Source organism: Sinorhizobium meliloti, assembly GCF_017876815.1.
In the GTDB taxonomy this organism is placed as follows: domain Bacteria; phylum Pseudomonadota; class Alphaproteobacteria; order Rhizobiales; family Rhizobiaceae; genus Sinorhizobium; species Sinorhizobium meliloti.
The window spans coordinates 2,240,154-2,262,092 of record NZ_JAGIOS010000001.1 but is presented as its reverse complement, the minus strand read 5'-3'; the positions used below and the strand labels follow the sequence as shown (position 1 = coordinate 2,262,092).

21 protein-coding genes are annotated in these 21,939 nt (G+C 62.0%); 2 read left to right on the top strand and 19 right to left on the bottom strand.

Annotated elements, in window-relative coordinates; all coding sequences use genetic code 11:
* Positions 1–40: 40 nt before the first annotated feature.
* On the bottom strand, positions 41–883 hold the full coding sequence (locus tag JOH52_RS10640; RefSeq protein ID WP_010969995.1) for a DUF7986 domain-containing protein: 843 nt from the start codon (positions 881–883) through the stop codon (positions 41–43).
* Between the two features lie 258 nt (positions 884–1,141).
* Here JOH52_RS10640 and JOH52_RS10635 point away from each other — a divergent pair, with 258 nt between their 5' ends.
* Complete coding sequence (locus JOH52_RS10635) at positions 1,142–1,540, top strand: VOC family protein (protein ID WP_010969996.1); 399 nt, start codon at positions 1,142–1,144, stop codon at positions 1,538–1,540.
* Between the two features lie 95 nt (positions 1,541–1,635).
* Here the strand turns inward: JOH52_RS10635 and JOH52_RS10630 are convergent, their stop codons facing one another.
* The 11 genes from JOH52_RS10630 to JOH52_RS10580 form a co-directional block, all read right to left on the bottom strand.
* A complete protein-coding gene (locus JOH52_RS10630; RefSeq protein ID WP_010969997.1) occupies positions 1,636–2,865 on the bottom strand; it encodes an NAD(P)/FAD-dependent oxidoreductase in 1,230 nt (409 codons plus the stop codon).
* 131 nt (positions 2,866–2,996) lie between these two features.
* Positions 2,997–3,722 carry an SDR family oxidoreductase gene (locus tag JOH52_RS10625; RefSeq protein ID WP_004434102.1) on the bottom strand — a complete coding sequence of 242 codons (726 nt, stop codon included), beginning with the start codon at positions 3,720–3,722 and terminating at the stop codon, positions 2,997–2,999.
* Positions 3,723–3,802: 80 nt separating this feature from the next.
* Positions 3,803–4,843 carry an NAD(P)-dependent alcohol dehydrogenase gene (locus JOH52_RS10620; protein ID WP_010969998.1) on the bottom strand — a complete coding sequence of 347 codons (1,041 nt, stop codon included), beginning with the start codon at positions 4,841–4,843 and terminating at the stop codon, positions 3,803–3,805.
* A gap of 62 nt (positions 4,844–4,905) precedes the next feature.
* On the bottom strand, positions 4,906–5,235 hold the full coding sequence (locus JOH52_RS10615; protein WP_004434108.1) for a MocE family 2Fe-2S type ferredoxin: 330 nt from the start codon (positions 5,233–5,235) through the stop codon (positions 4,906–4,908).
* A 66-nt stretch (positions 5,236–5,301) separates the two neighbouring features.
* Positions 5,302–6,543, bottom strand: a complete 1,242-nt coding sequence (locus JOH52_RS10610) for an NAD(P)/FAD-dependent oxidoreductase (RefSeq protein ID WP_013844786.1) — start codon at positions 6,541–6,543, stop codon at positions 5,302–5,304.
* A gap of 81 nt (positions 6,544–6,624) precedes the next feature.
* Positions 6,625–7,638 carry a sterol desaturase family protein gene (locus JOH52_RS10605; protein WP_017267261.1) on the bottom strand — a complete coding sequence of 338 codons (1,014 nt, stop codon included), beginning with the start codon at positions 7,636–7,638 and terminating at the stop codon, positions 6,625–6,627.
* A gap of 8 nt (positions 7,639–7,646) precedes the next feature.
* Complete coding sequence (locus tag JOH52_RS10600; protein ID WP_013844788.1) at positions 7,647–8,510, bottom strand: hypothetical protein; 864 nt, start codon at positions 8,508–8,510, stop codon at positions 7,647–7,649.
* Positions 8,511–8,530: 20 nt separating this feature from the next.
* Positions 8,531–9,535 carry an ABC transporter permease gene (locus JOH52_RS10595; protein ID WP_010970002.1) on the bottom strand — a complete coding sequence of 335 codons (1,005 nt, stop codon included), beginning with the start codon at positions 9,533–9,535 and terminating at the stop codon, positions 8,531–8,533.
* Entirely contained in the window at positions 9,532–10,290 is a 759-nt protein-coding gene (locus JOH52_RS10590; RefSeq protein WP_010970003.1) for an ATP-binding cassette domain-containing protein, read from the bottom strand. Before JOH52_RS10590 ends, JOH52_RS10595 begins: the two co-directional genes overlap by 4 nt.
* Before the next feature lie 100 nt (positions 10,291–10,390).
* Positions 10,391–11,425: a sugar ABC transporter substrate-binding protein gene (locus tag JOH52_RS10585; protein ID WP_010970004.1), complete on the bottom strand. Its 1,035-nt coding sequence runs from the start codon at positions 11,423–11,425 to the stop codon at positions 10,391–10,393.
* Between the two features lie 401 nt (positions 11,426–11,826).
* Positions 11,827–12,819 carry a LacI family DNA-binding transcriptional regulator gene (locus tag JOH52_RS10580; protein WP_010970005.1) on the bottom strand — a complete coding sequence of 331 codons (993 nt, stop codon included), beginning with the start codon at positions 12,817–12,819 and terminating at the stop codon, positions 11,827–11,829.
* A gap of 134 nt (positions 12,820–12,953) precedes the next feature.
* On the opposite strand from JOH52_RS10580, the gene JOH52_RS10575 reads away from it, so the two are divergent.
* Positions 12,954–13,229 (top strand): hypothetical protein, encoded by a 276-nt coding sequence (locus tag JOH52_RS10575; RefSeq protein WP_010970006.1) that lies wholly within the window; start codon positions 12,954–12,956, stop codon positions 13,227–13,229.
* 25 nt (positions 13,230–13,254) lie between these two features.
* On the opposite strand, the gene JOH52_RS10570 is transcribed toward JOH52_RS10575, so the two are convergent.
* From JOH52_RS10570 to JOH52_RS10540, 7 genes are all read right to left on the bottom strand, one after another.
* Positions 13,255–14,715 carry a M20 family metallopeptidase gene (locus JOH52_RS10570; protein WP_010970007.1) on the bottom strand — a complete coding sequence of 487 codons (1,461 nt, stop codon included), beginning with the start codon at positions 14,713–14,715 and terminating at the stop codon, positions 13,255–13,257.
* 162 nt (positions 14,716–14,877) lie between these two features.
* The gene (locus JOH52_RS10565) at positions 14,878–16,422 is read right to left on the bottom strand and encodes an ABC transporter substrate-binding protein (protein WP_010970008.1); all 1,545 of its coding nucleotides are present in this window, start codon (positions 16,420–16,422) and stop codon (positions 14,878–14,880) included.
* A 23-nt stretch (positions 16,423–16,445) separates the two neighbouring features.
* Entirely contained in the window at positions 16,446–17,309 is an 864-nt protein-coding gene (locus JOH52_RS10560) for a serine hydrolase (protein WP_013844789.1), read from the bottom strand.
* Between the two features lies 1 nt (position 17,310).
* Complete coding sequence (locus JOH52_RS10555; protein ID WP_010970010.1) at positions 17,311–18,939, bottom strand: ABC transporter ATP-binding protein; 1,629 nt, start codon at positions 18,937–18,939, stop codon at positions 17,311–17,313.
* The gene (locus JOH52_RS10550) at positions 18,936–19,754 is read right to left on the bottom strand and encodes an ABC transporter permease (RefSeq protein ID WP_010970011.1); all 819 of its coding nucleotides are present in this window, start codon (positions 19,752–19,754) and stop codon (positions 18,936–18,938) included. Before JOH52_RS10550 ends, JOH52_RS10555 begins: the two co-directional genes overlap by 4 nt.
* On the bottom strand, positions 19,751–20,695 hold the full coding sequence (locus JOH52_RS10545) for an ABC transporter permease (RefSeq protein WP_010970012.1): 945 nt from the start codon (positions 20,693–20,695) through the stop codon (positions 19,751–19,753). Before JOH52_RS10545 ends, JOH52_RS10550 begins: the two co-directional genes overlap by 4 nt.
* 178 nt (positions 20,696–20,873) lie before the next feature.
* The gene (locus tag JOH52_RS10540; RefSeq protein ID WP_010970013.1) at positions 20,874–21,779 is read right to left on the bottom strand and encodes a LysR family transcriptional regulator; all 906 of its coding nucleotides are present in this window, start codon (positions 21,777–21,779) and stop codon (positions 20,874–20,876) included.
* Positions 21,780–21,939: the final 160 nt, after the last annotated feature.

Here is a 21,939-nt window from a genome sequence, read left to right as displayed (position 1 = left end):
ACCACGGACGTGATCGCATGCGCCTGCCGCGCGCACCTTCCTATTTTCGGTCGTCGATCTCTTCAGGCTCGTCGGCATCGTCCTCCAGACCCGACGGCGGGCCGAGGAGCCTGTCCAGCATATGCTCCAGCCAGATATTGGTGAACTGTTCGGGACTGGATGCGAGAATGGCTTCGATTCCCATCGGCTCGTCCGACGCGTCCCCGGCATCCCCAGCGATTGCCTGTTTGAACTCTTCGAGGCTGATCCCGTCCACCGCATCGGCCATACCGCCCTCGGCCTCCAGGGCTTCGACCAGGCCGGTCATCATGCCGGCCATTTCCTTCCGGCTCAGGTTCTTCAGTTCCTCGAAAGTCTCGATGACCTCTTCGCTCGCCACCAGCGAAAACCACAAGGTAGCCAAGCCGAGCTCCGCGCGTCCGTTGACCTCGACGATGCGCGCAGCCAGCCGATCCCCCTCGGCGAGGTCATGGGTCCTCAACCCCTCATTGACCCAGACCGGCTCGCCGCCGCGCATAAGATCGCGCGCGAAAAAGCCTTGACCCCGCTTGATACCGCTGACTTCGTAGAGGCTCATGCGCGCATCGCTCAATGCCTTGATATAGGCGCGGTTGCTGGCACTCTCCTTCCAGCCCCGGCGCTTGAGATAGTCTTCGGCAAGATTGCGCCCGTCGAAATCGCGCGAGAGCATGTCTTCGAACGTGCACGCCCAAAGGTTCATGACAGCAGTCTCTCCGATAATATCCGCAAGCTCATCGAGGTCGAGGTCGTAACGTCCGGTGACCAGGAAGACATGGCTGTCGAGCAAGTTCTCCATCGCCTCGTGCCATTCCGGACGTGATGCCCATTTCGTCAGCCGCTCGAGTTTGTGTGCGGTCGCCATCGCTGCTTCCTTCCGTTCTGAAAAGGGGAAATCCCATTCACTTTCTCCCTCCGGAGCTAAACGCTCCGCACTCGAATTGTCATTCGCAAGACTGGAAAAGGTGCAACAGTTCACAGTTTCGGCCCCTCGTCGCGTCCAAGGCTGCGGTTCAGTTGTCGTGTAGGACACAGCCAGTAAGATGTGCGGAAGCACCATCCGTTGCGCGCTGTTACGGCGCGAAGCCGATCCGGGCGACTTTGCACTTACACGGGGAGTCCAATGCGCTTTATCAACCCGATCCCGTTCGTCCGAGACATCGATCGCTCCAAGGACTTTTACCAGAAGAGACTGGGTCTGAAGGTATTGGAGGACTTCGGAAACTTCGTCCTTTTTGAGACCGGCTTTGCGATCCACGAGGGTAGTTCACTTGAAGAAACCATTTGGGGAAAGGCGATTGTTGCGGAAGAACCCTATGGGCGACGAAATCTCCTGTTGTATTTCGAACATGAGGACATCGAGGCGGCCTTCGAAAACATCGCACCGCACGTGGAAATGATACATCCCATAGAGCGTCAAGCATGGGGGCAGCGAGTGTTCCGCTTCTTTGATCCAGACAGGCATGCGGTAGAAATCGGAGAGCCGCAAAGTCTACTTCCGGGCAACGCGCAGAAATCCTGACGTCGCAACGAGACTGGCTCCGAAGCGCCTCCTGGTTCGCGAATTTCGACCCGGGCTAGAGATCGTTGCGGGCGCGGTTCCGCGGCAACGGCCGCCTAGCCATCCTCCAACTGAATCTGCCCTGTCTTCAGCATCTGCGGGTTCGGCCGGGCGCGCCGCTTGATCAGCCGGCGCGCCTCGGCGATCTTCCTGCCGATGAGCCTGTCATGGCCCAGGCCGGTCGCGGCGACGAGGCGGCCGCGGGCATCGAGGTGGTAAAGGATCTTGGCCTCTTCCACGGTATTCGTGACGAGTTGACTGCCGAAATAGGGAATGCCGGCAATCTGCATCGACCACTCATACTGGTCCGACCAGAAGAAGGGCACGGTGTCGCAGACCATGTCCTGCCCGAGAAGCTGAGACGCCACGACCCGTGCGTGGTCCTCCGCATTCTGCCAGGCCTCGACGCGTACATAGCGCTCGAACAACGGATGCCAGAAAGAGACCGCATCTCCGCATGCGTAGACACCGTCGGCAGAGGCACGCAGCGCCGAATCGGTGCGGATGCCGACTTGGACTTCCAATCCCGCCTCCTTGGCAAGCTCGGTATTCGCCGTGACGCCGACACCGATCACCGCCAGGTCGCATGGAACTGTTTCGCCGTTGGACAAAACTGCCGATTTCAGTTTTCCGGAGCGGTTGGCCACAAGCTTCTCGACCATCGAGCCCACGCGGAACGAGACGCCGGCAGCCTCGTGGTAGCGCGCCAGGGCCGCGCCGATCTCCTGAGGGACTATTCGCGAAAGCAACCTGTTGGTCGCTTCGACGACGACCGTTTCGAGCCCGCGCGAACGGGCTGCCGCGGCGATCTCGAGCCCGACGAAGCCGCCGCCTACGACGAGAAGACGCTTGCTCCTGTGAAATCGCCGTGCGATCGCGACGGCATCATCGAAGGTGCGCAAGGTGAAGACGCCGTCGCATTCCGCACCTGGAACCGATAGGCGGCGCACGCGTGATCCGGTTGCTAGGACGAGCTTGTCGTAATCGAGCCTCGCCCCATCATCCGTGATCACATGTCTCGCATGAATATCGAGCGATTCCGCCCTGCGACCAGGATAGAACCGCACCCTGCCCGCCGTCGCGTCGCCCTGCGGCCAGATCACGCAATCCTTCAGTTCGGACTTTCCCAAAAGCACGCCCTTGGAAAGCGGGGGGCGGTTGTACGGCGGATGCGGCTCAAGCCCGATCAGCGCAATATCGAGATTGGCGGGAGAACCGGCCAGTATCTGGGCGACCCTGCCGCCGGCCTGCCCGCCCCCCACGATCACGATTCTTTCAGGCATCATCCCGGTCTTCAGAGTTTGCTCCAGATTCGCACAATGTCATGTATGGGCATAAACTGGAACCGGCAGGAAAGCCCGGAGGAAAGGCGTCAGACGTCGAAGTTGCTCGGCGAAATCTCGCTCGGCTCGATCCCTCACACGGCAAGGAACCCGCCGTCGACCGGCAGGACGGCTCCCGATACCATTTCGGCATCCGAGGAGAGGAGCATGGCGATGCTCCTTGCGACATCGTCGACCGTCGCGAAACGCCCGGCGGGATGACGGACCATCATCGGCTCGCTCTTTTGCGGATCCGCCCAGGCCGCGGCCGCAAGCTCAGTCATCGTGATCGTGGGCGCTATGGCCACGACGCGGATCCCGTATGGGCCAAGTTCCTTTGCCATCACGCGCGTCGCGCCTTCGAGACCGGCCTTGGACGCCGCGTAGCAGACGTGGTTCTGAAACCCGCGGTGGCCCGCGATGCTGGTGACGTTCACGATCGCTCCTCCGCCACCGGCCGCCATGCGGGCTCGGGCGAATTCCTGCGCGCAGATGAGTGCGGCACGCAGGTTTGTGTTCATGACGACGTCGTAACCGTCATCCGTCATGTCGATGAGGCTTTCCAGCACGTTCGTCCCCGCGCAATTGACGAGGATGTCACAGGTTCCCGCTTCCACCATGGCGGCACGCGCCGCCGCCGCATCGGCAAGGTCGGCCACGATGCCGTGGCAGCCGGTCTGACTGGAGAGTTCGTCCAGATCGGACTGCGTGCGGCTGAGCGCCACGACCTGAGCGCCGCGCGCGGCCAGAAGCGCCACCGTCGCCCGTCCGATGCCCTTGCCGCCGCCGGTGACGATGACTGATTTTCCGGAGAATTCCATGTTGAATCCAGACGCTTGTCGGTTTGCGATTGGTACCGGCCGGCACGTTGCAGGCGTTCGGAGAGCCGAGCCGCCGGCCCTTAAGCCGGCATCTCGATCTGTATCTTCACGTCCGTGGGGCGCGCCTCGACGGCGCGGTCGAAGGCCGCGATACTCTCGTCGAACGGAATGGTCGCCGAGATCAGCGGTTTCAAATCGACCTTGCCGGAGGCGATCAGTTCGATAGCGCGGTCGTAGACATTGGCATAGCGGAACACGGTCTCGATCCGCAGTTCCTTGGCCTGCATACCGACGATATCGAAGGGGACGGGTTCGACGGGCATGCCGACGAGCACGACGGTTCCGCCCGGGCGCGCAAGACTCGGAAGAGCAAGGATTGCGGGTGCGGCTCCGGAGCACTCGAAGACGACATCCGCCCCCCAGCCGCCCGTCGCCCCCGCGAGAGCCTCGGATACCGCCTGCTGGCGGACATTGATTGTCTCGATACCCTCATAGGCCCCGATGACATCCAGCTTCGGCTGCGCGAGGTCGGCCACGTAGACCTTGGAGCATCCCCCCGCGAGCGCGGCCAGTGCCGTCATCATGCCGATCGGGCCGGCCCCCATGACGGCGCCGACATCGCCTGGCCTGATGCCCGCGCGAAGGGCGGCCTGTACGCCGATGGCGAACGGCTCGACCATCGCCCCTTCCGCGAAGGACACGTGGTCGGGCAGACGATAGGTGAAGGCCGCCGGATGAACGACCTCGGGCGTCAGGCATCCATGGACCGGCGGCGTGGCCCAGAACCGTACGGACGGATCGACATTGTAGATGCCCAGCTTGGACGACCGGGAGGAGAGGTCCGGAATGCCGGGTTCCATGCAGACACGGTCACCCTTCTTCAGATGCCGGACTTGCGAGCCGACCTCCAGAACGACGCCCGCGGCCTCGTGGCCCAATATCATCGGCTCGTTGACGACAAAGGGCCCGATCTTTCCATGGGTATAATAGTGGACATCGGAGCCGCAAACGCCGACGGTGCGGATTCCGATCAGCACGTCGGTCGGCGACAGATCCCGCCGGACCGGGATGTCGCGCAGCGACAACTGCCCCTTCTTTTCAAGTACAAGCGCCTTTGCCACTATCTGATCTCCTCGTGCTGTGGGTCGCCGTTACCGCCGCAGGCCAAACGAGCCTGCCAGCATCATCGCTCGTCGATGTCTATGTATACCGCGCCATCCACGACTTTCACGGGAAAGGTGCGCAGGTTGACGCAAACCGGCGGATTAAGCGCCTCGCCGGTGCGGAAATCGAAGCAGCCGGCGTGCCTTGGGCATTCGACGGTCGTCCCCTCTACGAAACCATCCGAAATATGAGCATATTCGTGAGTGCAGATGTCATCGGTTGCGTAATATTGATCGTCAGCGGTCCGGAATATCGCAAAACTGCGGCCGCTGTGGTCCCACCGTGCAACATCCTCTCGGCCGACCTTCTTCGCGTCGCATGCCTTGACCCAGTTCCTATCGTCCAACATTCCCAACTCCACTTTTCACTATGCACGTCCACAACGTTCTGCCCCTTTCCTTCGGAGCGGCGCTCTTCAGGCCACGGCCGCCTTGGCGAGTGACCGCAGGTCGAATTCTGGATCCGCCAGCGCCTTTCTTCCAGGCCGGATTCCCCTTTCCATGAGGAGTTGACCCATCCGGACCCCCCGCGAAACCTCGCGAATGGAGCCGAAGCCGCTGATGCCGAGGATCATCTGGTCCTTGTCGAGGTGATAGATCAGCAGCGTACCGTCCGGGCAACGCCGCCGCACGTCTTCCGCGCTGCCTCCGGCCTGGCCGGCAATCTGCATCGTCCGGTCGAACTGATCGGACCACATCCATGGCAACGGCACGTATGCTTCGTCGCTGCCAAGCATGTTCCGGCCGGCAAGCGTTCCCTGATCCTCCGCATTCTTCCAGCACTCCAGGCGCATGCGCGGGCCGGAGACCTGCTCGAAGGCGCAGGCGTCTCCCGCGGCATAGATGAAGGGGTCAGAGGTCCGCAGGAAACGGTCCACAGCGATGCCGTTGTCGATTTCCAGTCCCGCGGCCTCCGCAAGCGCCGTCCGGGGGGAGACGCCCACCGAGATCACCACGGCTGTGCATGGCAGGACCGTGCCGTCGTCGAGACGAACGCAACGGACGCGACCATCGCCTTCCAACTCGCTCACCTGGCGTCCAAGAACGAAGCGCACGTCCTTGCTTTCATGGAACAGGCGGACTTCGTGGGACAGCTCTGCCGGCACCGCCCGCATCATCGGCCTGGGCCCTGCTTCGACCACGGTAACCTTGCATCCTCGGACGGTGGCGCTCGCAGCCGCTTCCAGGCCGATTAGCCCGCCTCCGACAATGACGATCTCCGCCCCGGGCCGCAGGTAAGGAAAGATCCGGGCGGCGTCGTCCGCGCTCCGCAGCGTGTGGCTACCGGGCAGGTCGGCACCCGGCACGATCAGGTTGCGCGGCTCCGCTCCGGTCGCCAGCAGGAGACGGTGATAGGCGATGGAGCCGCCATCCGACAATCGCAGTTGCCTCGTCGGCCGATCGATCGCCGCGGCCGCGACCCCCTTCAGAACGTGGATGTCGTTCTTCGCGAGAAAGTCCGCGGGGAAGAGCGGGGCATCCTCTGCCTCGCTCTCTCCTTTCAGCACCGCCTTCGACAGCGGAGGGCGTTCGTATGGCGTGCGGCCCTCGCCATCCACCAACGTGATCCCGCCGTGCCAACCGTTCGTCCGCAAGGCCTGCGCCGCTCGCGCGCCAGCGTGACCGCATCCGACGATAACCATATTTTCCTGATGCACCGGCCCTCTCCTAGGTCTCATGCCATGCTCCCCGAAGCCCGCCGGCCGGCGTGGCCGGCCGGACACGGGTGGGTTTGAACTTCAGCGCTGGAGTTTCTTTTCCTTGAAGCGCCTGTTCATCCGCTCATGGGCTTCCGCCGACCCGTTGTGCCAGGTCCCGAACAGGCGATCGAGCGGCACGGAACCATCCCCGCCGTAATTCACCTCGAAATAGCGGTGGTGGAGGTAGTGCATGTAGGTGGCGACATCCATTTGCGCCTTGCCGTTCACGACCAGCTTTGCAAAGCCGCTGTGATCCGGGGCGGGCATAAAGGCCAGGTGCTGCAGATGGTAGACTACCAGGAGCGGATTGGATGGGATGATCCAGTGGATGAGCACGCCGGACATATAGAACAGGTGTTCGACCGGATGCATCGCCATGCCCGACCACGGGATCGGATTCGAGTTCTTGTGATGGATCGAGTGCACCCACTTGTAGAGCGGTCCGAAGTGAAGCAGCCGGTGGACGGAGTAGAAATGAAACTCACGGAACAGGGCGATGAGGAACATGAACAGCGCGAAATAGAAGGGATGCTCCGCCATATCGAGGTAGGGTAGCCAGCCGTTGGCCATCGCCCACAGCGTAACCACCAGATAGGCGGTCCAGATGGTGACACCGCTCACCAGCGTCCAGAACATATTGTCGAGCAACTGGCTGCCGAACATGAACGTCTCGGTATCCTTCGGCCAGCGCCTGTTGTACTTGTACTCGGTGTCCTGCGCCCGCTGCACGTAGAAACGGGCATGCCAGATCGTGGTCCAGACGACGAGCGACACCAGATTGACGGCATAAACCTGCGCGATCCACCCGAATTCGAATGTCTTCATCCGCTCCAGGTCGGGAATGAAATACCACCAGATGAAGGTCGAGATCAGCATGATCGGAATGTTGAGGGGTAGCAGGTAGCCCTCCTTGCCGAACAGCCATTTGAACAGCTCCATGGGTTTGGGAGGCCACACGAAGACCGGAGGCGTCTCGACGGGTTTCGGCGGCGCCCAGCCACCGGTATTCGGCTTTTCGGGTTGAACAGCGTCACTCATATCCGTTTCCTCCATTATGTTCTTCAAGCCGCAGATGACGCGAGACTGCCCTGCACCCGCGCCCAGCGTTCCCTTACGAGGTCTCGCAGTTGCAGCGCCTCAGCCCATCGGTCCGTCGTGTCGCGACCGTCACGATCGGTGATCGCATATGGCCGCGGGCCCAGCTCGCAATTGAATGCGAACGGCGCCTCGTCCTGCGGGCGAAGGAGATAGTTGCGCATCGCCCTTTCCCACCAGTCCAGGAACTGGTCGACCAGCGGCTTGTGGTGCGCAAAGCTGATCTCGATCTGTACCTGCTCGCGGCTGGCGACCCGTCCATGCAGCGCCCGGGACCGGTCGAGGATGCTGTTGACGTAGCCATGGTTTTCCGCGCTGACGGGCCATGCGAATTCACGCCCGACGAGATAGTGGGAAAGGTCGGCCACGAGTTCCATGGTCGGGAACGCCTCGAGGAGATCGAGCGTGAAGTAGAGATCGGTCGTCATCCGGTCCCTGTGCGTCTCGATCCAGACCGGTATCGGCGATTGCTCCGAGAGCCTCAGCCAGCTCTCGAGCAGCGGCACGCAATCTTCGAAGCGGCGTGGCCGGACGTCGGGCTGCAGGCAGATGTGATGACCGCCCCATTTCGCCGCGAAATCGAGAACCGGCTTCAAATCGTCGACCGTCTTGGGAAAGCACTGCCATTCCGCCTGGGCGGCGAGCCCCCTCGCGGCCGCCGCGCCCGCAAGCGCATCGGCGGCTGCCGCCTCCGCGCACGGACCGCTGATACCGTCGAAGCCGGCCGCAGCAATCATATCCAGGTTTTCCTCGGCGCTTCGTTCCGCACCATCGGGATCGCGGCGCTCCATCGCCCAGATCGACTGTGTAAAGATTATTCTCTTGGACATTCCCTTCTCCCCGCCCGCCCTCACCGCTGCCTGCGCACCCAGATATCGATGATGACGGCAAGCAGGATGACCGTTCCATGCGCCACAGGCTCATAATAGGAATCCACGCCCAGCAGGACGGTGCCGTTCGATATCATGCCGATGATCAGCGCGCCCACCAGCGTGCCGAGGACACTTCCCTGCCCCCCGAACAGGCCGGTGCCGCCGATGATGACCGCCGCGATGACGCTGAGTTCCAGGCCGTTGCCGGTCTGCGGGTCCACGCCACGGAACCAGCCGACGAGAATGAAGGAGGTGACGCCGACCATGATACCGCTGACCACGAAGGCGAGAATCTTCACCCGGTCGGTGTTGATGCCGACGGCCTTGGCCGCGTTCTTGTTGCCGCCTGTGGCAAAGACGTTATAGCCGAAGCGGGTAAACAGCAGGAGGTAGGTGCCGAATATGCCCGCGGCCACCATCCAGATCACCTGCGCTGGAACGACCCCGAAGAGCCGGCCGGCGACGAGGGAGCGGAAAAGGTCGTTTTGCAGGCCGGAGATCGGCATGCCCTTGGAGAGCACCAGTGTCGCGCCGCTGTAGATGCTGAGCATGCCGAGCGTGGTGATGAAGGAGGGAATGCGCAGTTTCGTCGTGATGACACCGTTGATGCCCGACAATATCGCGCCCAGAGCCACCACGACGAGCGCGGCACCGTAGATGTTGCCCTCCATCTTGATCGCCAAGGCGGCGCAGATCATCGCCAGCAGCCCAAGCAATGCGCCGACCGACAAATCAATCTCGCCGGAGATAAAGATGAAGGTGCTGCCGACGGCAAGAATGCCGATGACGGATATCTGCCTCAGAAGGTTCAGCAGATTTAGTTCGGTAAAGAACGTGTCCGTCGAAAGTGAAAGCGCGACGAACATGGCGAGCGCAGCCAGGATGACGGACAATTCGCGGGAATTTGCCGCTGCGGCCACGAGCTTCCTGCCGAGCGCGGCTTGCGGGGTGGATGCTGCCATAGTCACATTCGCCTCGCTCATGCGGCTACCTCCTCTTCAAGGTCAGCGTCTCGGGGTTGGCCCGCCAGAATCAGACGAACGACTTCGTCGTGACTGACGGCATTGCGCTCGACTTCCGCGACGACGCGGCCGCCGCGCAGGATGAGGAGATCGTCGGCCACCTCGAAAACATGATCCAGATTATGACTGATGATCAGAACGGACGTGCCATGCGCCCGCAGGTCGTGGACGACATCGAGCACCATGCGCTGCTCGCGAATCCCGAGCGCCGCCGTCGGTTCGTCCATGATGACGAGTTGCCCGCCGGAGGCACAGGCTCTCGCTATCGCCACGGCCTGACGCTGCCCGCCAGACATCGAGGAGACCGGGATATCGAGAGAAGGAAGCTTCGCCTTCATGTAACTGAGAGCGTTTTCCGCGGTCTCCCGCATCTTCTTGCGATCTACGACCAGCCCGCCCCATTTGGTGGGAATATTGCCGAGCGAGATGTTGTGTATCACGTTGCGCTGGTCGACCAGCGCCAGATCCTGATAGACGGCAGTGATCCCCAAGGCCAGTGCATCGCGCGCACTGTCCATGTGGACCTGTTTGCCATTGACCCAGACGCTGCCTTGCGTCGGCTTATAGGTTCCACAGATCATCTTGACCAAGGTGGATTTGCCAGCACCGTTATCGCCCAGGAGAGCGGTCACCCGGCCCTTGCGGATATTGGCCGAAACGTTGCTTATGGCCGTCACATGGCCGAAGCGTTTGGTCAGGTTTTGAACTCGAAGCATGTGTCCTCCCCGCTCGAGCGATGCCGACGAAACAAGTCGCCGGTATCGCCCTCGCCCTTTGACATGTGCCGCCCCGTGCGGGGCGCACGTGACCGCTCGCTTAGCCGAAGCGCGCCTCGCGCTCGGCCACCGCTTCGATGTTCGATTTGTCGACGACTTCGGCGCCCGTGTCGTAGTCGAACGGCTTGTACCCGGCCTCGAGCTGCATATCGAGCAGCGACGCCGTGACCCAGCCCTGGGCAAAGGGGTTCTGCCCGATCGCCCAGTGGGACGTCTCCGCGGCGATGGCCTCGAGGACGCCCGGGATGAGGTCAAACCCGCCATTGGCGAATTTTCCGGTCATTCCGTTGTCCTCGGCCCAGATCGCGGCGAACCAGTTGCCTGAGACAGTGCTGGCAAAGCCGACCACATCGGGAGTTGCGCGCATCTTGGCGTCGATGCGCGACAACGCCTCGGTCTGGCTGTTGGCGGTGGTGAAAGTCTCGTATGTGTAGTTGGTCCCGTTTTGCTTGTTGTATTCGTCGATACCCTGCTCAGTGCCCGTGGCGCGCTCTTCCAGGGCGCTGACGCCGGGCGAGGGATTATCGATCAGGATCCTGCCTTCGGTCTTACCGGTAAGCTGATGGGCATATTTGGCGGCCTGAAGCCCGTTCACCCGGCCGGCGGGGATGAAATCCTGGCCCACGAAGGGAACGTCCAGCTTCTCGTAGCCGGCGCTCGCCACGTTGTAGAGAACGACGGGAATGCCGGCGTCCTTGGCGCGCATGATGTTTTCGTCGAAAGCGGTTTCGTTGATGCGGGTAAAGCCGACGGCATCGGGCTTGGAATTCAACGCATCGACCTGCAGCCGCACGGTTTCGGCGACGTTTGCCGGCGTGCCGCGGGCGAAGAATTGGGCATCCCAGTCGCGTAGGGTGCCGAACTCCTTGAAACCGGCACGAACCGGGGCGAAGAATGGGATATCCTCATGCGCAACGAAAACGACTTTCCGCTTTGCGCCCGTTGCGAGTGCCGGCGCGGCCAATCCGCTGGCTGCCGCCACGCCGCCTATGCCCGCCGTTTTCAGAAACAGGCGGCGACCGACGCCGGGCCCCGCATTGCTTTCATTCCGTTCATTCCCGTTCTTTTCTGTCATCGTTTCCTCCGTGGCTGACAGTGTGCCCGATTCCGAAGCCGCGCTTTCCAGCCGACGATCGCTTCCTCCCGATCGTCGTCCTCCCTCCAGCGCCGCGCATCCCATCAGACGCGCAAAAGTTGCTGTGGCACTTTGATCTGCTGCATGTCTCCTTTGATCGGCGATCAAGGGAGACATGCAGCAGAGGGGGCCCGCGAGAAGAGGTGCAGCACTCCCTGCACCTCACGCTCCGCAGCCGCTCCTCGAAACCTCAGCCTCTGGTTGTTTCAGAATAGCAACATGCATGGTGTGGCCCAGAGGTATTTTGAGGGAATTCCCTCAACGCAAATGATGCGCGCGACGGTCGGCACCCCGCGGCTCGACCGGGTCGCAACATGTCCACTGAGAACGGAGCACTCGCGTCAGAGACTATCCCTGACGAGCACGGTGAAGGGCACGACCGGGCTCTCGGCGACGCCGCCCGGCAATCCGAAGCGCGATGCAAGGATAAGCAAGGCTTTGCGGACCTGCAGGTCGGGATTCTGGTCTATCACCAACGTCATTACCCCCTCCTGCAGCATGCGCTCCGCATCCGGCGAGATGTCGTGGCCGACGAGAACAGGGGGCGGACCGAGGGAATGGGCCGCGAGAGCGCGTCCAAGGACGGCATGGCTCACGCCGGCATTGTATATGCCCGTCACCTTGCCGGCCTCGAGCGCCTTGGACAACTCTTCGCCCGCGAACGGATCGTTCTCGTCGAGTTCGACGAGCGCCGAGACCGACTGCCGGTCCGCATGATCCGCCATGCCGTCCCGGCAACCGCTGATCCGCTCCGCCTCTGCCCGATAGTAGAGGCTGCTGCACAGCAGGACGATGCTGCCCTCCCCCGCCATTTTCGCCAGGAAGAAGGCCGCACAGCGCCCGGCCTTGTAGTGGTCGATGCCGACATAGCTTAGGCGCGGCGCCGAGGGGACGTCCGACACGATGGTGACGACGGGTTTTCCGGCCGATGTGACCTCGGCTATGGCATCGATGATCAGTTCATGATCCTGGCCGTAGACGACCAGCGCGTTGCCGCGGCTTTTGAGAATGGCTTCCGCGACCAGTTCGGGCCGGGTCTCGTCGACGAAGGTCCGCTCGATCGCGACGATATCCTTAAACGGCCGGCCGAAGCGGACGATGGCGTCGCTCAATCTGGCGCAGAGCGGCATCTGCCGTCGCCCCAGCAGCACCTCGAAGCGCAGACCTTGCCGGTAGAGCGTGGGAAGCTTGCGATCGAACCCCAGATCCCGTGCCGCGTCCAGAACCCGCTTCGCCGTCTCGGGCCGTACCCCGCCGCGCTCGTTCAGAACCCGATCGACCGTCGCATGTCCGACGCCGGCGCGCCTCGCGACGTCAATGAGTTTCCGCTTCATACGCCGTGCCGCCTCTGCAGCAATTCCGGGAGACCCGCCTAGCGATTCCCGCCAGCAATTGCGTCAAAGCAGAAGAGCTAGAGTATTTTTGCGATTCGAAGAAGAGAAGAACGTCCGGGAAGGCTTATTTGCCGATGCAGAACATCTCACGGAAGAGTTTTTCGGACCGGGCGATTCCTTCGTCGGTAAGCCCGAACGGACTTCGCCTTGTTGACCGGATCGCCGATGAAACCCTTCTCGTGGAGGTTTTCCTCTTTTATACTCCGCACTACTATGCTCCGCACAACCCTGTTCGCATCCCCAATCTGAAAAGCCATACCGTGCCGTTCTACGCAAAGCTGCTGGGAGCGTGGATCGCGATGGGATTTCGCAATCCGAAGATGGAGGTGGCGGGGACGGTCGACGCCTGACGGAAGGATCGAAGCCGAAACGCCATCATCGGACGGGTCGACCATGCGGATGCGATCCCGGAGTGACATCCGCCGGAATGGGGCAGACATAGGATTTCCCGTCCGTCTTCTCCAGCCATTCCGCCCTGGCGGCGGCAAGCAGGTCCGGGGAAGTCATGAGCGACAGACCCGTCGTGGCGAGCGTCTTGGCGGCATGCGCCATGGCCTTGTGGGCGATCGGGCTTTTGCCCTGCGCCACGACCTGCCAGGTATGCGGGTTGGTGCCGATCGCCCATGCCGGCGCCCAGCACTGCGCCGTCGGCGTCACCCAGCTGACATCGCCGACATCGGTCGAGCCGGCACGGAAGTGTGAATGGCCTTCGAATTCGCGCAGGCCGAGATGCAGTGGTGACGACCCATCGACATTGGCGTTGGAGAAGACGTCGCGCTTCATCTGGTAGAGGCGGATGCTGCTTTTGATTGCCTCTTGCGAGAACGTCTCCTGAATGGATCTGGCGAACGCGATGTCGGCCTCGTCGAAGGCGATCGGGCCGAGCGCCACCATGTTCTCATGCATGGCGGTCTCGAGCGTGATGTTGGGCAGGAGGTTGGTCGAGGCCGTGTCGAAGACGATCTCCACCTCCGTCTCGGTCATCATGGCTGCACCACGCGCCACCTTCTCGACGCGCGTGGCGAGGTCCAGCGCCTGCGGCATTTCCGGCGCGCGGATCAGGTAGAGCACTTCGGCGTTCGCCTGCACGACATTCGCCGCCCTGCCCCCGGCATCGGTGATTGCATAGTGCACCCGGCAATCCTGCGGCATGTGCTCGCGCAGAAAGTTGACGCCGACATTCATGAGTTCGACAGCGTCGAGTGCCGAACGGCCGAGATGGGCAGCATTCGCGGCGTGCGCGGCCACGCCCTTGAAGCGGTAGAAATATTCGAGAACGGCAAGATTGTTGGTGGAGCGCACTCCGTTGAACGGTGCCGGATGCCAGGTGAGCGCGGTGTCGACGTCGTCGAACAGGCCGGCACGCACCATGAAGGTCTTCCCGGAGCCGCCCTCCTCGCCAGGGCAGCCGTAGTAGCGCACCGTCCCGGGCAGATTGTTGGCCTTCAGATGCCGGGCGAGTGCGATTGCCGCCATCAGCGAGCCGACGCCGAGCAGGTTATGGCCGCAGCCATGGCCACTGGCGCCTTCGACAAGCGGCTTCGCCTCGGCAATCCCGGCGGCCTGGCTCATGCTGGCGAGTGCATCGAATTCTCCGAGAAAGGCAATCACCGGCTTGCCGCTGCCGGACTCGCCGATAAAGGCCGTGTCCATGCCTGCCACGCCGCGCCGAACGGAAAAATCATTGTCTTCGAGAGCCTTGGCAAGCAGCCCGGACGAGCGCTGCTCCTCGAATTTCAGCTCGGCGAAATCCCAGATGCTGTCGCTCAAGCGGGTAAACTCCGGTTTCATCGATTCGATCGCCGCGGCAATCGACATCACGTCCTCTCGGTTCATGACATGTCCTCGTATTTCGATGGGCGGGCGCAGGAGATCGCCCGGCGCCTGCAGCGCTGCGCGTCTTTTCAGACGCGCAAAGGTCGCTTCGCCGGATCGGTCCGATGGATGATGGATTGGCCGGGTCGGCGTTCTGCCGCCCGGCACAGGTAACAGGGGGGCTCAGTCGGTGACCGACACTTCCCAAAGGCGGGCGTTCGACTGCCAGACCGGCTGGCCCTTCAGCTTCTTGGTCGCGCCCCAGACATCGATCATGTCGTAAAGGAAGATGCCCGGCATTTCCTTCAGCATGAGCTCATGGAACTCGTCGAAGATTTTCTGGCGCTTGACCTGATCGGCCTCGGCATAGGCTGCGTTCATCAGTTCGATGGCTTTCGGATCGTCCCACATCAGAGAAGCGTTCTCGTCCTTGTCGCCGACGTAGAAGGAATACATCAGCGCGGGGTCGAGGCGCGGCGCGACCGACTGCGAAATGACCTGGTAATTGCCGGAACGGCGTCGGTCGACCTGGGTTGCGTAGTCCAGCACCTCGATCTGAACGTTGAGGCCGGCCTGCTGCATCATCGCCTGCGCCATGACGGCGGCCGGGAAGCTCGGCACATTGCCGCGCTTGTTGGCGATGATCGAGATCGGCTCGCCGTTGTAGCCGGCATCCGCCAGCTCCTTCTTGGCGGCCTCGATGTCGTAGGGAAGACGCTTCTTCTGCGTTTCGCTGAAATAGACCGAGTCCTGCGACACCATCGAGCCGTTCGCCTCGCCCGTGCCGTTGGAGGCGGCAGCAACGAGCTGATCCAGATCGAGCGCCATCGCCATGGCGCGGCGCACGCCCGGATTGCTCAGGACCTTGTCGCGGGTCTGAATGTAGAAGAGATTCTTGCCGTTATTGCGCGCGACGATCAATTGCATCGTGTCGCTCGCCTGGAATTCGGGAATGAGATCCGGCGAGATTTCCGCCGTGTCGAGCACACCGGATTCCAGACCTGCCTTCACCGTCGAGGCATCCGGAATGACCATGAACTTGACACCGTCTGCAAGGGGCCGCTTCGAACCGACCATGCCGTCCGGCTTTCCTTCGTTTTCCGGCGATACATAATCCGCGAATTTCTCGAGATGGATGTACTCGCCTTTCTTCCACTCCCCCCACATGAAGGGGCCGGTCCCGATCGGCTGGGCGAAGCTGCCGTCGGCAGCGACGGAATCAGGCGAAATCATGCCGGTAAAGCCGCATTCGGGACGCGACATCAGGCCAAGGAAAACGGCCGACGGCTTTGCGAGCGTGATCTCGACGGTCGCCGCATCGGTGGCCTTGACGCCGGCTACAGGCGCGGCCCCGCCTTCTGCGAAATCTTTCAAGCAGGTCCACTTCGTCTCGGGCTTGAGGTAGCGCGTCCAGTTCCACACCACGTCGTCGGCCGTCATCGGTTTGCCGTTGTGGAATTTCACGTCGGTGCGCAACTTGAACGTATAGGTCAGCCCATCGGCCGACATCTCGAAGCTCTTGGCGAGGAGCGGCTTCACTTCGCCGACATTGTTGTAGCCGACGAGGCCTTCGACGATGTGCAGGATGATGCTGTCGGTATTGCCGTCGCGGTTGACGCCCGGATTGTTGCTGCGCAGGTCGGAACTCTGCGCGATGGTGATGTCGCGTGCTGCTGCTGTATTGGCCATGGCGAGCAGCGCGGCGCCCGCAAGAAGAAGCTTTTTCATTGTTCTACCCTCTTTATTGATCGTTATGAGTGGAATCCGTCCCAGCAGGCACGCGAGAGCCTGCCGATTGTCTCGAGCGCCATCGTGTAGCCCGGTGTGCCGTCCGGCATGACCTGCGGCACTTCGTCGGTATAGGCGGAGATGATGTAGAAGGGGGCGCCGTCGCGGTAGACGATGCCGGCATTCATGCGGCCGCGCTTGCCGGTGCCGCCCTTGTGCGCAACCACCGTGCCGAACGGCAGGCGCGACGGGATGGCATAGCGCAGGATCTGGTTCTTCAGCGTCTGCAAGGCATAAGCGCACAACTCCGGCGATGTGCCGAGCTTCGCGATCACCTCGGGAGAGGTCTGCGCGTCCAGGATCGTCTGCAACAGGAAGGCCTGATCGCGGGCTGTCGTGGTCGTGACCGAGGTCAGCGAATGATCCGGCGGTAGGGCCAGCGGCGGAATGAGGAAGCGATGATGCGTACCGTGCATGCCGATCGATTTGCAGTAGCTGTCGACTTCCTCCAGCGTCAGACGCTCGAAAACCATCTTGGTGCAGACATTGTCGCTCAGCACCATCATGCCGGTTATGGCATCGCGCAACGAAATCACGATCCCCGGCGTCAGATACCGGAACATGCCGCTCGCGACTTCCTCGGCAAAGCGGGCTTCGTAAGTGATGGGCTCGTCGAGATCCAGCCGCCCCTCGTGCACGGCCTTCAGCGCCGCCATCATGATCGAGGTCTTGCGGGTGCTGGCAGAAGGCGTTTCCTCGTCGGCGCCGCGTTCGATCGTCTCTCCGGTCTTGAGGTTGCGCACAACGAAGCGCGTCACGAAAGGCTGCGCGTCGCAGATATGCGCAAGCCTTTCCTTCACCGGGCCAGAATCGGTTAGCCTATTCACATCAATTCTCCAGACGCCATTTGAGTGTCACGCCGCCCTTTTCGTTCTGGTCGAGGGCGGGAATGGCCGAGAGAAGCCGGCGCGTATAGGCTTCCTTCGGACTGTCGAAAATCGTGTCGCGGTCACCCTCCTCGATGATCCGGCCGTCCTGCATGACGACGACGCGGTCGGCCACCTGTTCGACGACGCCGAGGTCGTGACTGATGAACAGGCACGAAAAGCCGTAGCGTTTCTGCAGATCCGAGAAGAGATCGAGGACCTGCGCCCTGACCGTCACGTCGAGCGCGGAAACCGGTTCGTCCGCGATCAGGAATCGCGGGCGTCTCGCGATCGCACGCGCAATGGCGACGCGCTGGCGTTGGCCTCCGGAGAGTTCGTGCGGATAACGGCCGGCATAGTCGACCCCGAGCCCGACTTCCTCCAGCGTTTCCAGGGTACGCTTGCGCTTGGCCTTGCCATCCAGGCCCGGCACCGGCCTCAGCGCCTCTTCGACCAGCGCCTCGATGGTCATGCGCGGATCGAGCGATGAATAAGGATCCTGGAACACCATCTGGCAGTTGAGGCGATAATCGGTCCAGTTTTCAGTGCGCGGCCGTCCCTGGAACTGGATGCGGCCCTCGCTTTCCGTGACGAGACCGGCAATGGTGCGGCCGAGCGTCGTCTTGCCGGAGCCGGAACCGCCGACGAGTGCCACGACCTCGCCCTCGTGAATGTCGATGCTGACGCCATGCAGCGCGCGCTTCGGCTTGTTCTTCCTGAACAGCGACTTTCGGCCTGCATAGTCCACGATGATATCGCGGGCCGAGATCATGGGCACGCTCGTCAGATCGATCTGGCGCGGCCGGCCGCGGAAGGGCAGCGAGGAGAGGAGCTTCTTCGTGTAAGGATGCTGCGGTGCCTTGAGCAGGTCCTCGGTCCGGCCCTTTTCCACGATCGCGCCCTTTTCCATCACGACGATACGGCTCGTGTAGCGCGCCACCATCGGAAGATCGTGGCTGATCAGCAAAATGGCCGTACCTTCCGCCCGCGTCAGTTCCACCATCAGTTCCATCACGTCGCGCTGGATGACGGCATCGAGTGCCGTGGTCGGCTCATCGGCGATCAGCAGCGCCGGCTTCAAAAGCATGACGGAGGCAAGCATGATGCGCTGGCGCATGCCGCCCGAAAACTCGTGCGGATAGGAGGAAAGCGCGCCCTCCGGATCACGGATGCCGACCCGCTTCAACATGTCGAGTATGAGGGAGCGTCGCTCCTGCGCCGAGGCCTTGGTGTGCAGGATGAGTCCTTCCTCCAGCTGCCGGCCGATCGTCATCGACGGGTTGAGTGAGGTCATCGGCTCCTGGAAGACGACGCCGATCTCTGCGCCGCGCAGATGGCGAAGCTCATTTTCCTTCATCTTCAGCACGTCGCGGCCCTTGTAGGACACCGACCCGTCAGCGACCTTGATGGTCGGCGGCAGCAGCGAGATCAGCGCTCGGGTCGCCAGCGTCTTGCCGGAGCCGCTTTCGCCGACGATGCCGAAGATCTCGCCCGGCGCCAGGTCGAAGGAGACCGACTTGACGACCTGCTGGCCGGTTCTTGCGACTTCAAGCGAAAGGCCGCAAACGGTGAGAAGCTTGTCCATCGTCATTTCAGGCCTCTCATGCGCGGGTCGAGCCTGTCGCGGAGCGCGTCGCCCAGAAGATTGATGCCAAGCAGCGTCAGCGCGATGCACAGACCCGGGAACAATCCGAGCCATGCGGCCTGCTGGAGGAATGGCCGCCCGGCCGCCAGCATGTTGCCCCAGGTCGGCGCCGGCGGCGGCACGCCGAGGCCGAGAAACGAGAGCGCGCTTTCCGACAGGATGGCCCAGCCGAACATGGAGGTGGCGAGAACCGTGATCGGCGCCACGCAGTTCGGCAGGATATGGCGCAACATCGTATAAAGTTCGCCATTGCCCATTACCCGCGAGGCCTCGATGAACTCCCGCTCCCTCAGCGAAAGCACGGCGCCTCGCACGACGCGCGCCATGGAAGGCGTATAGGCGATGCCGAGCGCGAAGATGATGCCGTACTGGTTGGCGCCGAAGACGGCGAGCAGCCCTAGCGCCAGCAGGATGCCGGGAAAAGCGAGAAGCGCGTTGTTGACAGCCATGATGACGCCGTCCACCCAGCCGCGCGCATAACCGCTGATGAGGCCGATGAGCGTCCCGCAGACAGTGGCGAAGCCGACGGTGAGCACGCCGATCCAGACGCTGGCGCGGGCGCCGACCATCAGGCGGCTCAAGACATCGCGGCCGAATTCGTCGGTGCCGAGCAGATGCGCGGGGCCGGGAGCTGCAAGCCGCGCCGTGAAGGAGAGTTTCATCGGGTCGAACGGTGTCCAGAAGAGACCGACGGCAGCGGTGACGAGCAGGATGGCGATCAGGATGCCGCCGATCAGTCCGTTGAGGGTCAACTTTTTCATTCGGCGACTACACGCGGATCGAAGAGAGGGTAGAGAAGGTCGACGACGAGGTTGACCAGCACATAGGAGAGCGAAACGAACAGAAGGCATCCCTGGATAACGGGGTAGTCGCGCGCGAAAATGCTGTCCACCATCAGCCGGCCGAGCCCCGGAATGGTGAAGACCGTCTCGATGACGGCAATTCCGCCCAGCAGATTGCCCAGGATGAGGCCGATCATCGTCCAGGTCGGACCAAAGGCGTTCTTGAACGCATGGCGCCAGAGCATGGCGCTTTCCGACAGCCCTTTCGCACGGGCGTGGGTAATGTAATCGAGACGCAGCACTTCCAACGTGGAGGCACGCGCCATGCGGATCAGCACTCCCGCTTCATGGATGACGAGCGTCACGACGGGCAGGACGAGATAGAGCAAACCAGCGGTCAGATTGTCGCCGATCGAGACATAGCCCAGAACAGGCAGCCAGCCGAGTTCAAGCCCGAACAGCAACAGCAGCAGCAAGCCGAGCCAAAAAGTCGGGATGGACAGGAGAACCGTTGCCGTTCCGACCAGAGCCAGGTCCGTCAGACTGTTCTGACGCCAGGCGGCAATCACGCCTGCCGGTACGGCAATCAGGCTTGCCAGAAGCACGGCGACGACCACAATCTCCGCACTCACCAGAAAGCGCGAAACGACCAGCGGCAGCACCGCCTCGTCATTGACGATCGAGCGGCCGAAATCGCCTCGCAGTACATCGCCGGCCCAGATCAGGAATTGCTGGGGCATGGACCTGTCAAGACCGAGCTCCACGCGCATCGCTGCGATCTGATCGGGCTGAGCCATGTCCCCCAGCATCAGCGCGGCGGGATCACCGGGAATGAAGCGGATCAGTGCAAAGACCGCCACGGCGACAAGCACGATCGTCGGAATAGCCATCATCAGACGGCTCAGGATAAAGCGTAGCATCGGTTCCCCACGATTGATGGTCGGGTTGAAATCGAGCCATCATCGGTTTCTTCGGCCCAGACTATGCGGGAATGAGGAATGACGCGCAATATTATGCATATTCGTCATAGCCTTATGCGGGCTTCGGAAGGTCGCCGAGCAATGGGACGGAGTGCTCAAAAGAGCCAATATGTTGGTTTTATTGTTCTTCTTGCGAAAGCCGGATCTGCTTCTTGAGGGCGTCGCTGAGCGCCTGGGCGGCGATGGAGAGCGGAACTCCGGCTGCACGCACCAACCCAAATTCCTGTGTCGCACGAGGCACGAACGGCCGGTATACGACGGGCAGGTGACGGTAGAGATTCGCATAGAAGCTGCTGATGATCGAGACGCCCAGTCCATGCGCGACATAGGAACAGGCCGAACTGTTGGTGTGGGTTTCGATCTTTACCATCTGCTTTACCCCTGCCCGCTGAAAGGCCTGGTCAAGCGCCATGCGGTTCGGCCGCTGCCGGCCGATCAGGATCAGCGGCACGTTTCGCAGATGCTTGACGGTGATCTCGGGCAACTCGGCGAGCGAGTGATCCTTCGGAACGACGCAGACGCTTTCACCGCTCGCAACCTTGTCGATCGCAATGCCCGGCCCCGTTTCGCCTTCGATGCGCAAAAAACCGAGGTCGATTACGCGTTCCTCGACCAGTTTGGTGATCGCCGTCGTCGTCTCGAAGAATGTCTCGATGCGAACGCCGGGAAAATCCCTGACATAGTCGATCAACATGGCGGGTGCGAAATTTTCCCACATGCTGCTCGGCAGCCCGATGCGGACGATCTCCGGCCCGGCGGAGCCGTTGCGAAGGTCCTCCGCATGGCCGGACATGCGCTCGATGGCCAGCAGCACGTTTTGCGCATCACGCCCAAGAACCGTCGCCTCCGGCGTCGGAATCAACCGGCCCTTGTCGCGGGCGAAAAGCGTGATCGCCAAATCGCTTTCAAGCTGCTGCAGCATGCGGCTCACTCCCGACTGGCTGAGACCCATGGCCTTCGCGGCCGCGATGGTCGAACCGGTTGCAAGGAGTGTCCGCAGGACGTCCAGGTGCTTGATGTTCATGGGGTCAACACCTCGGTGGCAGCATGTTTCGTCACAACCAGCCGGAAATGCCCTGCTGGAAGGCCGGCGGTGTCTTCGACAGAAGCATGCTTTTCGCGACCGACAAAGCAATAGGTGACCACCAGATCGAGCGTGTTCAGTGTTCATTTAAACACCAAAG

What these genes read in the sequence shown, in the direction of transcription:
- JOH52_RS10640 (WP_010969995.1), bottom strand. Translation starts at nt 883, where the DNA reads ATGGCGACCGCACACAAACTCGAGCGGCTGACGAAATGGGCATCACGT.
- JOH52_RS10635 (WP_010969996.1), top strand. Translation starts at nt 1,142, where the DNA reads ATGCGCTTTATCAACCCGATCCCGTTCGTCCGAGACATCGATCGCTCC.
- JOH52_RS10630 (WP_010969997.1), bottom strand. Translation starts at nt 2,865, where the DNA reads ATGATGCCTGAAAGAATCGTGATCGTGGGGGGCGGGCAGGCCGGCGGC.
- JOH52_RS10625 (WP_004434102.1), bottom strand. Translation starts at nt 3,722, where the DNA reads ATGGAATTCTCCGGAAAATCAGTCATCGTCACCGGCGGCGGCAAGGGC.
- JOH52_RS10615 (WP_004434108.1), bottom strand. Translation starts at nt 5,235, where the DNA reads ATGTTGGACGATAGGAACTGGGTCAAGGCATGCGACGCGAAGAAGGTC.
- JOH52_RS10605 (WP_017267261.1), bottom strand. Translation starts at nt 7,638, where the DNA reads ATGGAGGAAACGGATATGAGTGACGCTGTTCAACCCGAAAAGCCGAAT.
- JOH52_RS10600 (WP_013844788.1), bottom strand. Translation starts at nt 8,510, where the DNA reads ATGTCCAAGAGAATAATCTTTACACAGTCGATCTGGGCGATGGAGCGC.
- JOH52_RS10595 (WP_010970002.1), bottom strand. Translation starts at nt 9,535, where the DNA reads ATGAGCGAGGCGAATGTGACTATGGCAGCATCCACCCCGCAAGCCGCG.
- JOH52_RS10590 (WP_010970003.1), bottom strand. Translation starts at nt 10,290, where the DNA reads ATGCTTCGAGTTCAAAACCTGACCAAACGCTTCGGCCATGTGACGGCC.
- JOH52_RS10585 (WP_010970004.1), bottom strand. Translation starts at nt 11,425, where the DNA reads ATGACAGAAAAGAACGGGAATGAACGGAATGAAAGCAATGCGGGGCCC.
- JOH52_RS10580 (WP_010970005.1), bottom strand. Translation starts at nt 12,819, where the DNA reads ATGAAGCGGAAACTCATTGACGTCGCGAGGCGCGCCGGCGTCGGACAT.
- JOH52_RS10575 (WP_010970006.1), top strand. Translation starts at nt 12,954, where the DNA reads ATGCAGAACATCTCACGGAAGAGTTTTTCGGACCGGGCGATTCCTTCG.
- JOH52_RS10570 (WP_010970007.1), bottom strand. Translation starts at nt 14,715, where the DNA reads ATGAACCGAGAGGACGTGATGTCGATTGCCGCGGCGATCGAATCGATG.
- JOH52_RS10565 (WP_010970008.1), bottom strand. Translation starts at nt 16,422, where the DNA reads ATGAAAAAGCTTCTTCTTGCGGGCGCCGCGCTGCTCGCCATGGCCAAT.
- JOH52_RS10555 (WP_010970010.1), bottom strand. Translation starts at nt 18,939, where the DNA reads ATGACGATGGACAAGCTTCTCACCGTTTGCGGCCTTTCGCTTGAAGTC.
- JOH52_RS10550 (WP_010970011.1), bottom strand. Translation starts at nt 19,754, where the DNA reads ATGAAAAAGTTGACCCTCAACGGACTGATCGGCGGCATCCTGATCGCC.
- JOH52_RS10545 (WP_010970012.1), bottom strand. Translation starts at nt 20,695, where the DNA reads ATGCTACGCTTTATCCTGAGCCGTCTGATGATGGCTATTCCGACGATC.
- JOH52_RS10540 (WP_010970013.1), bottom strand. Translation starts at nt 21,779, where the DNA reads ATGAACATCAAGCACCTGGACGTCCTGCGGACACTCCTTGCAACCGGT.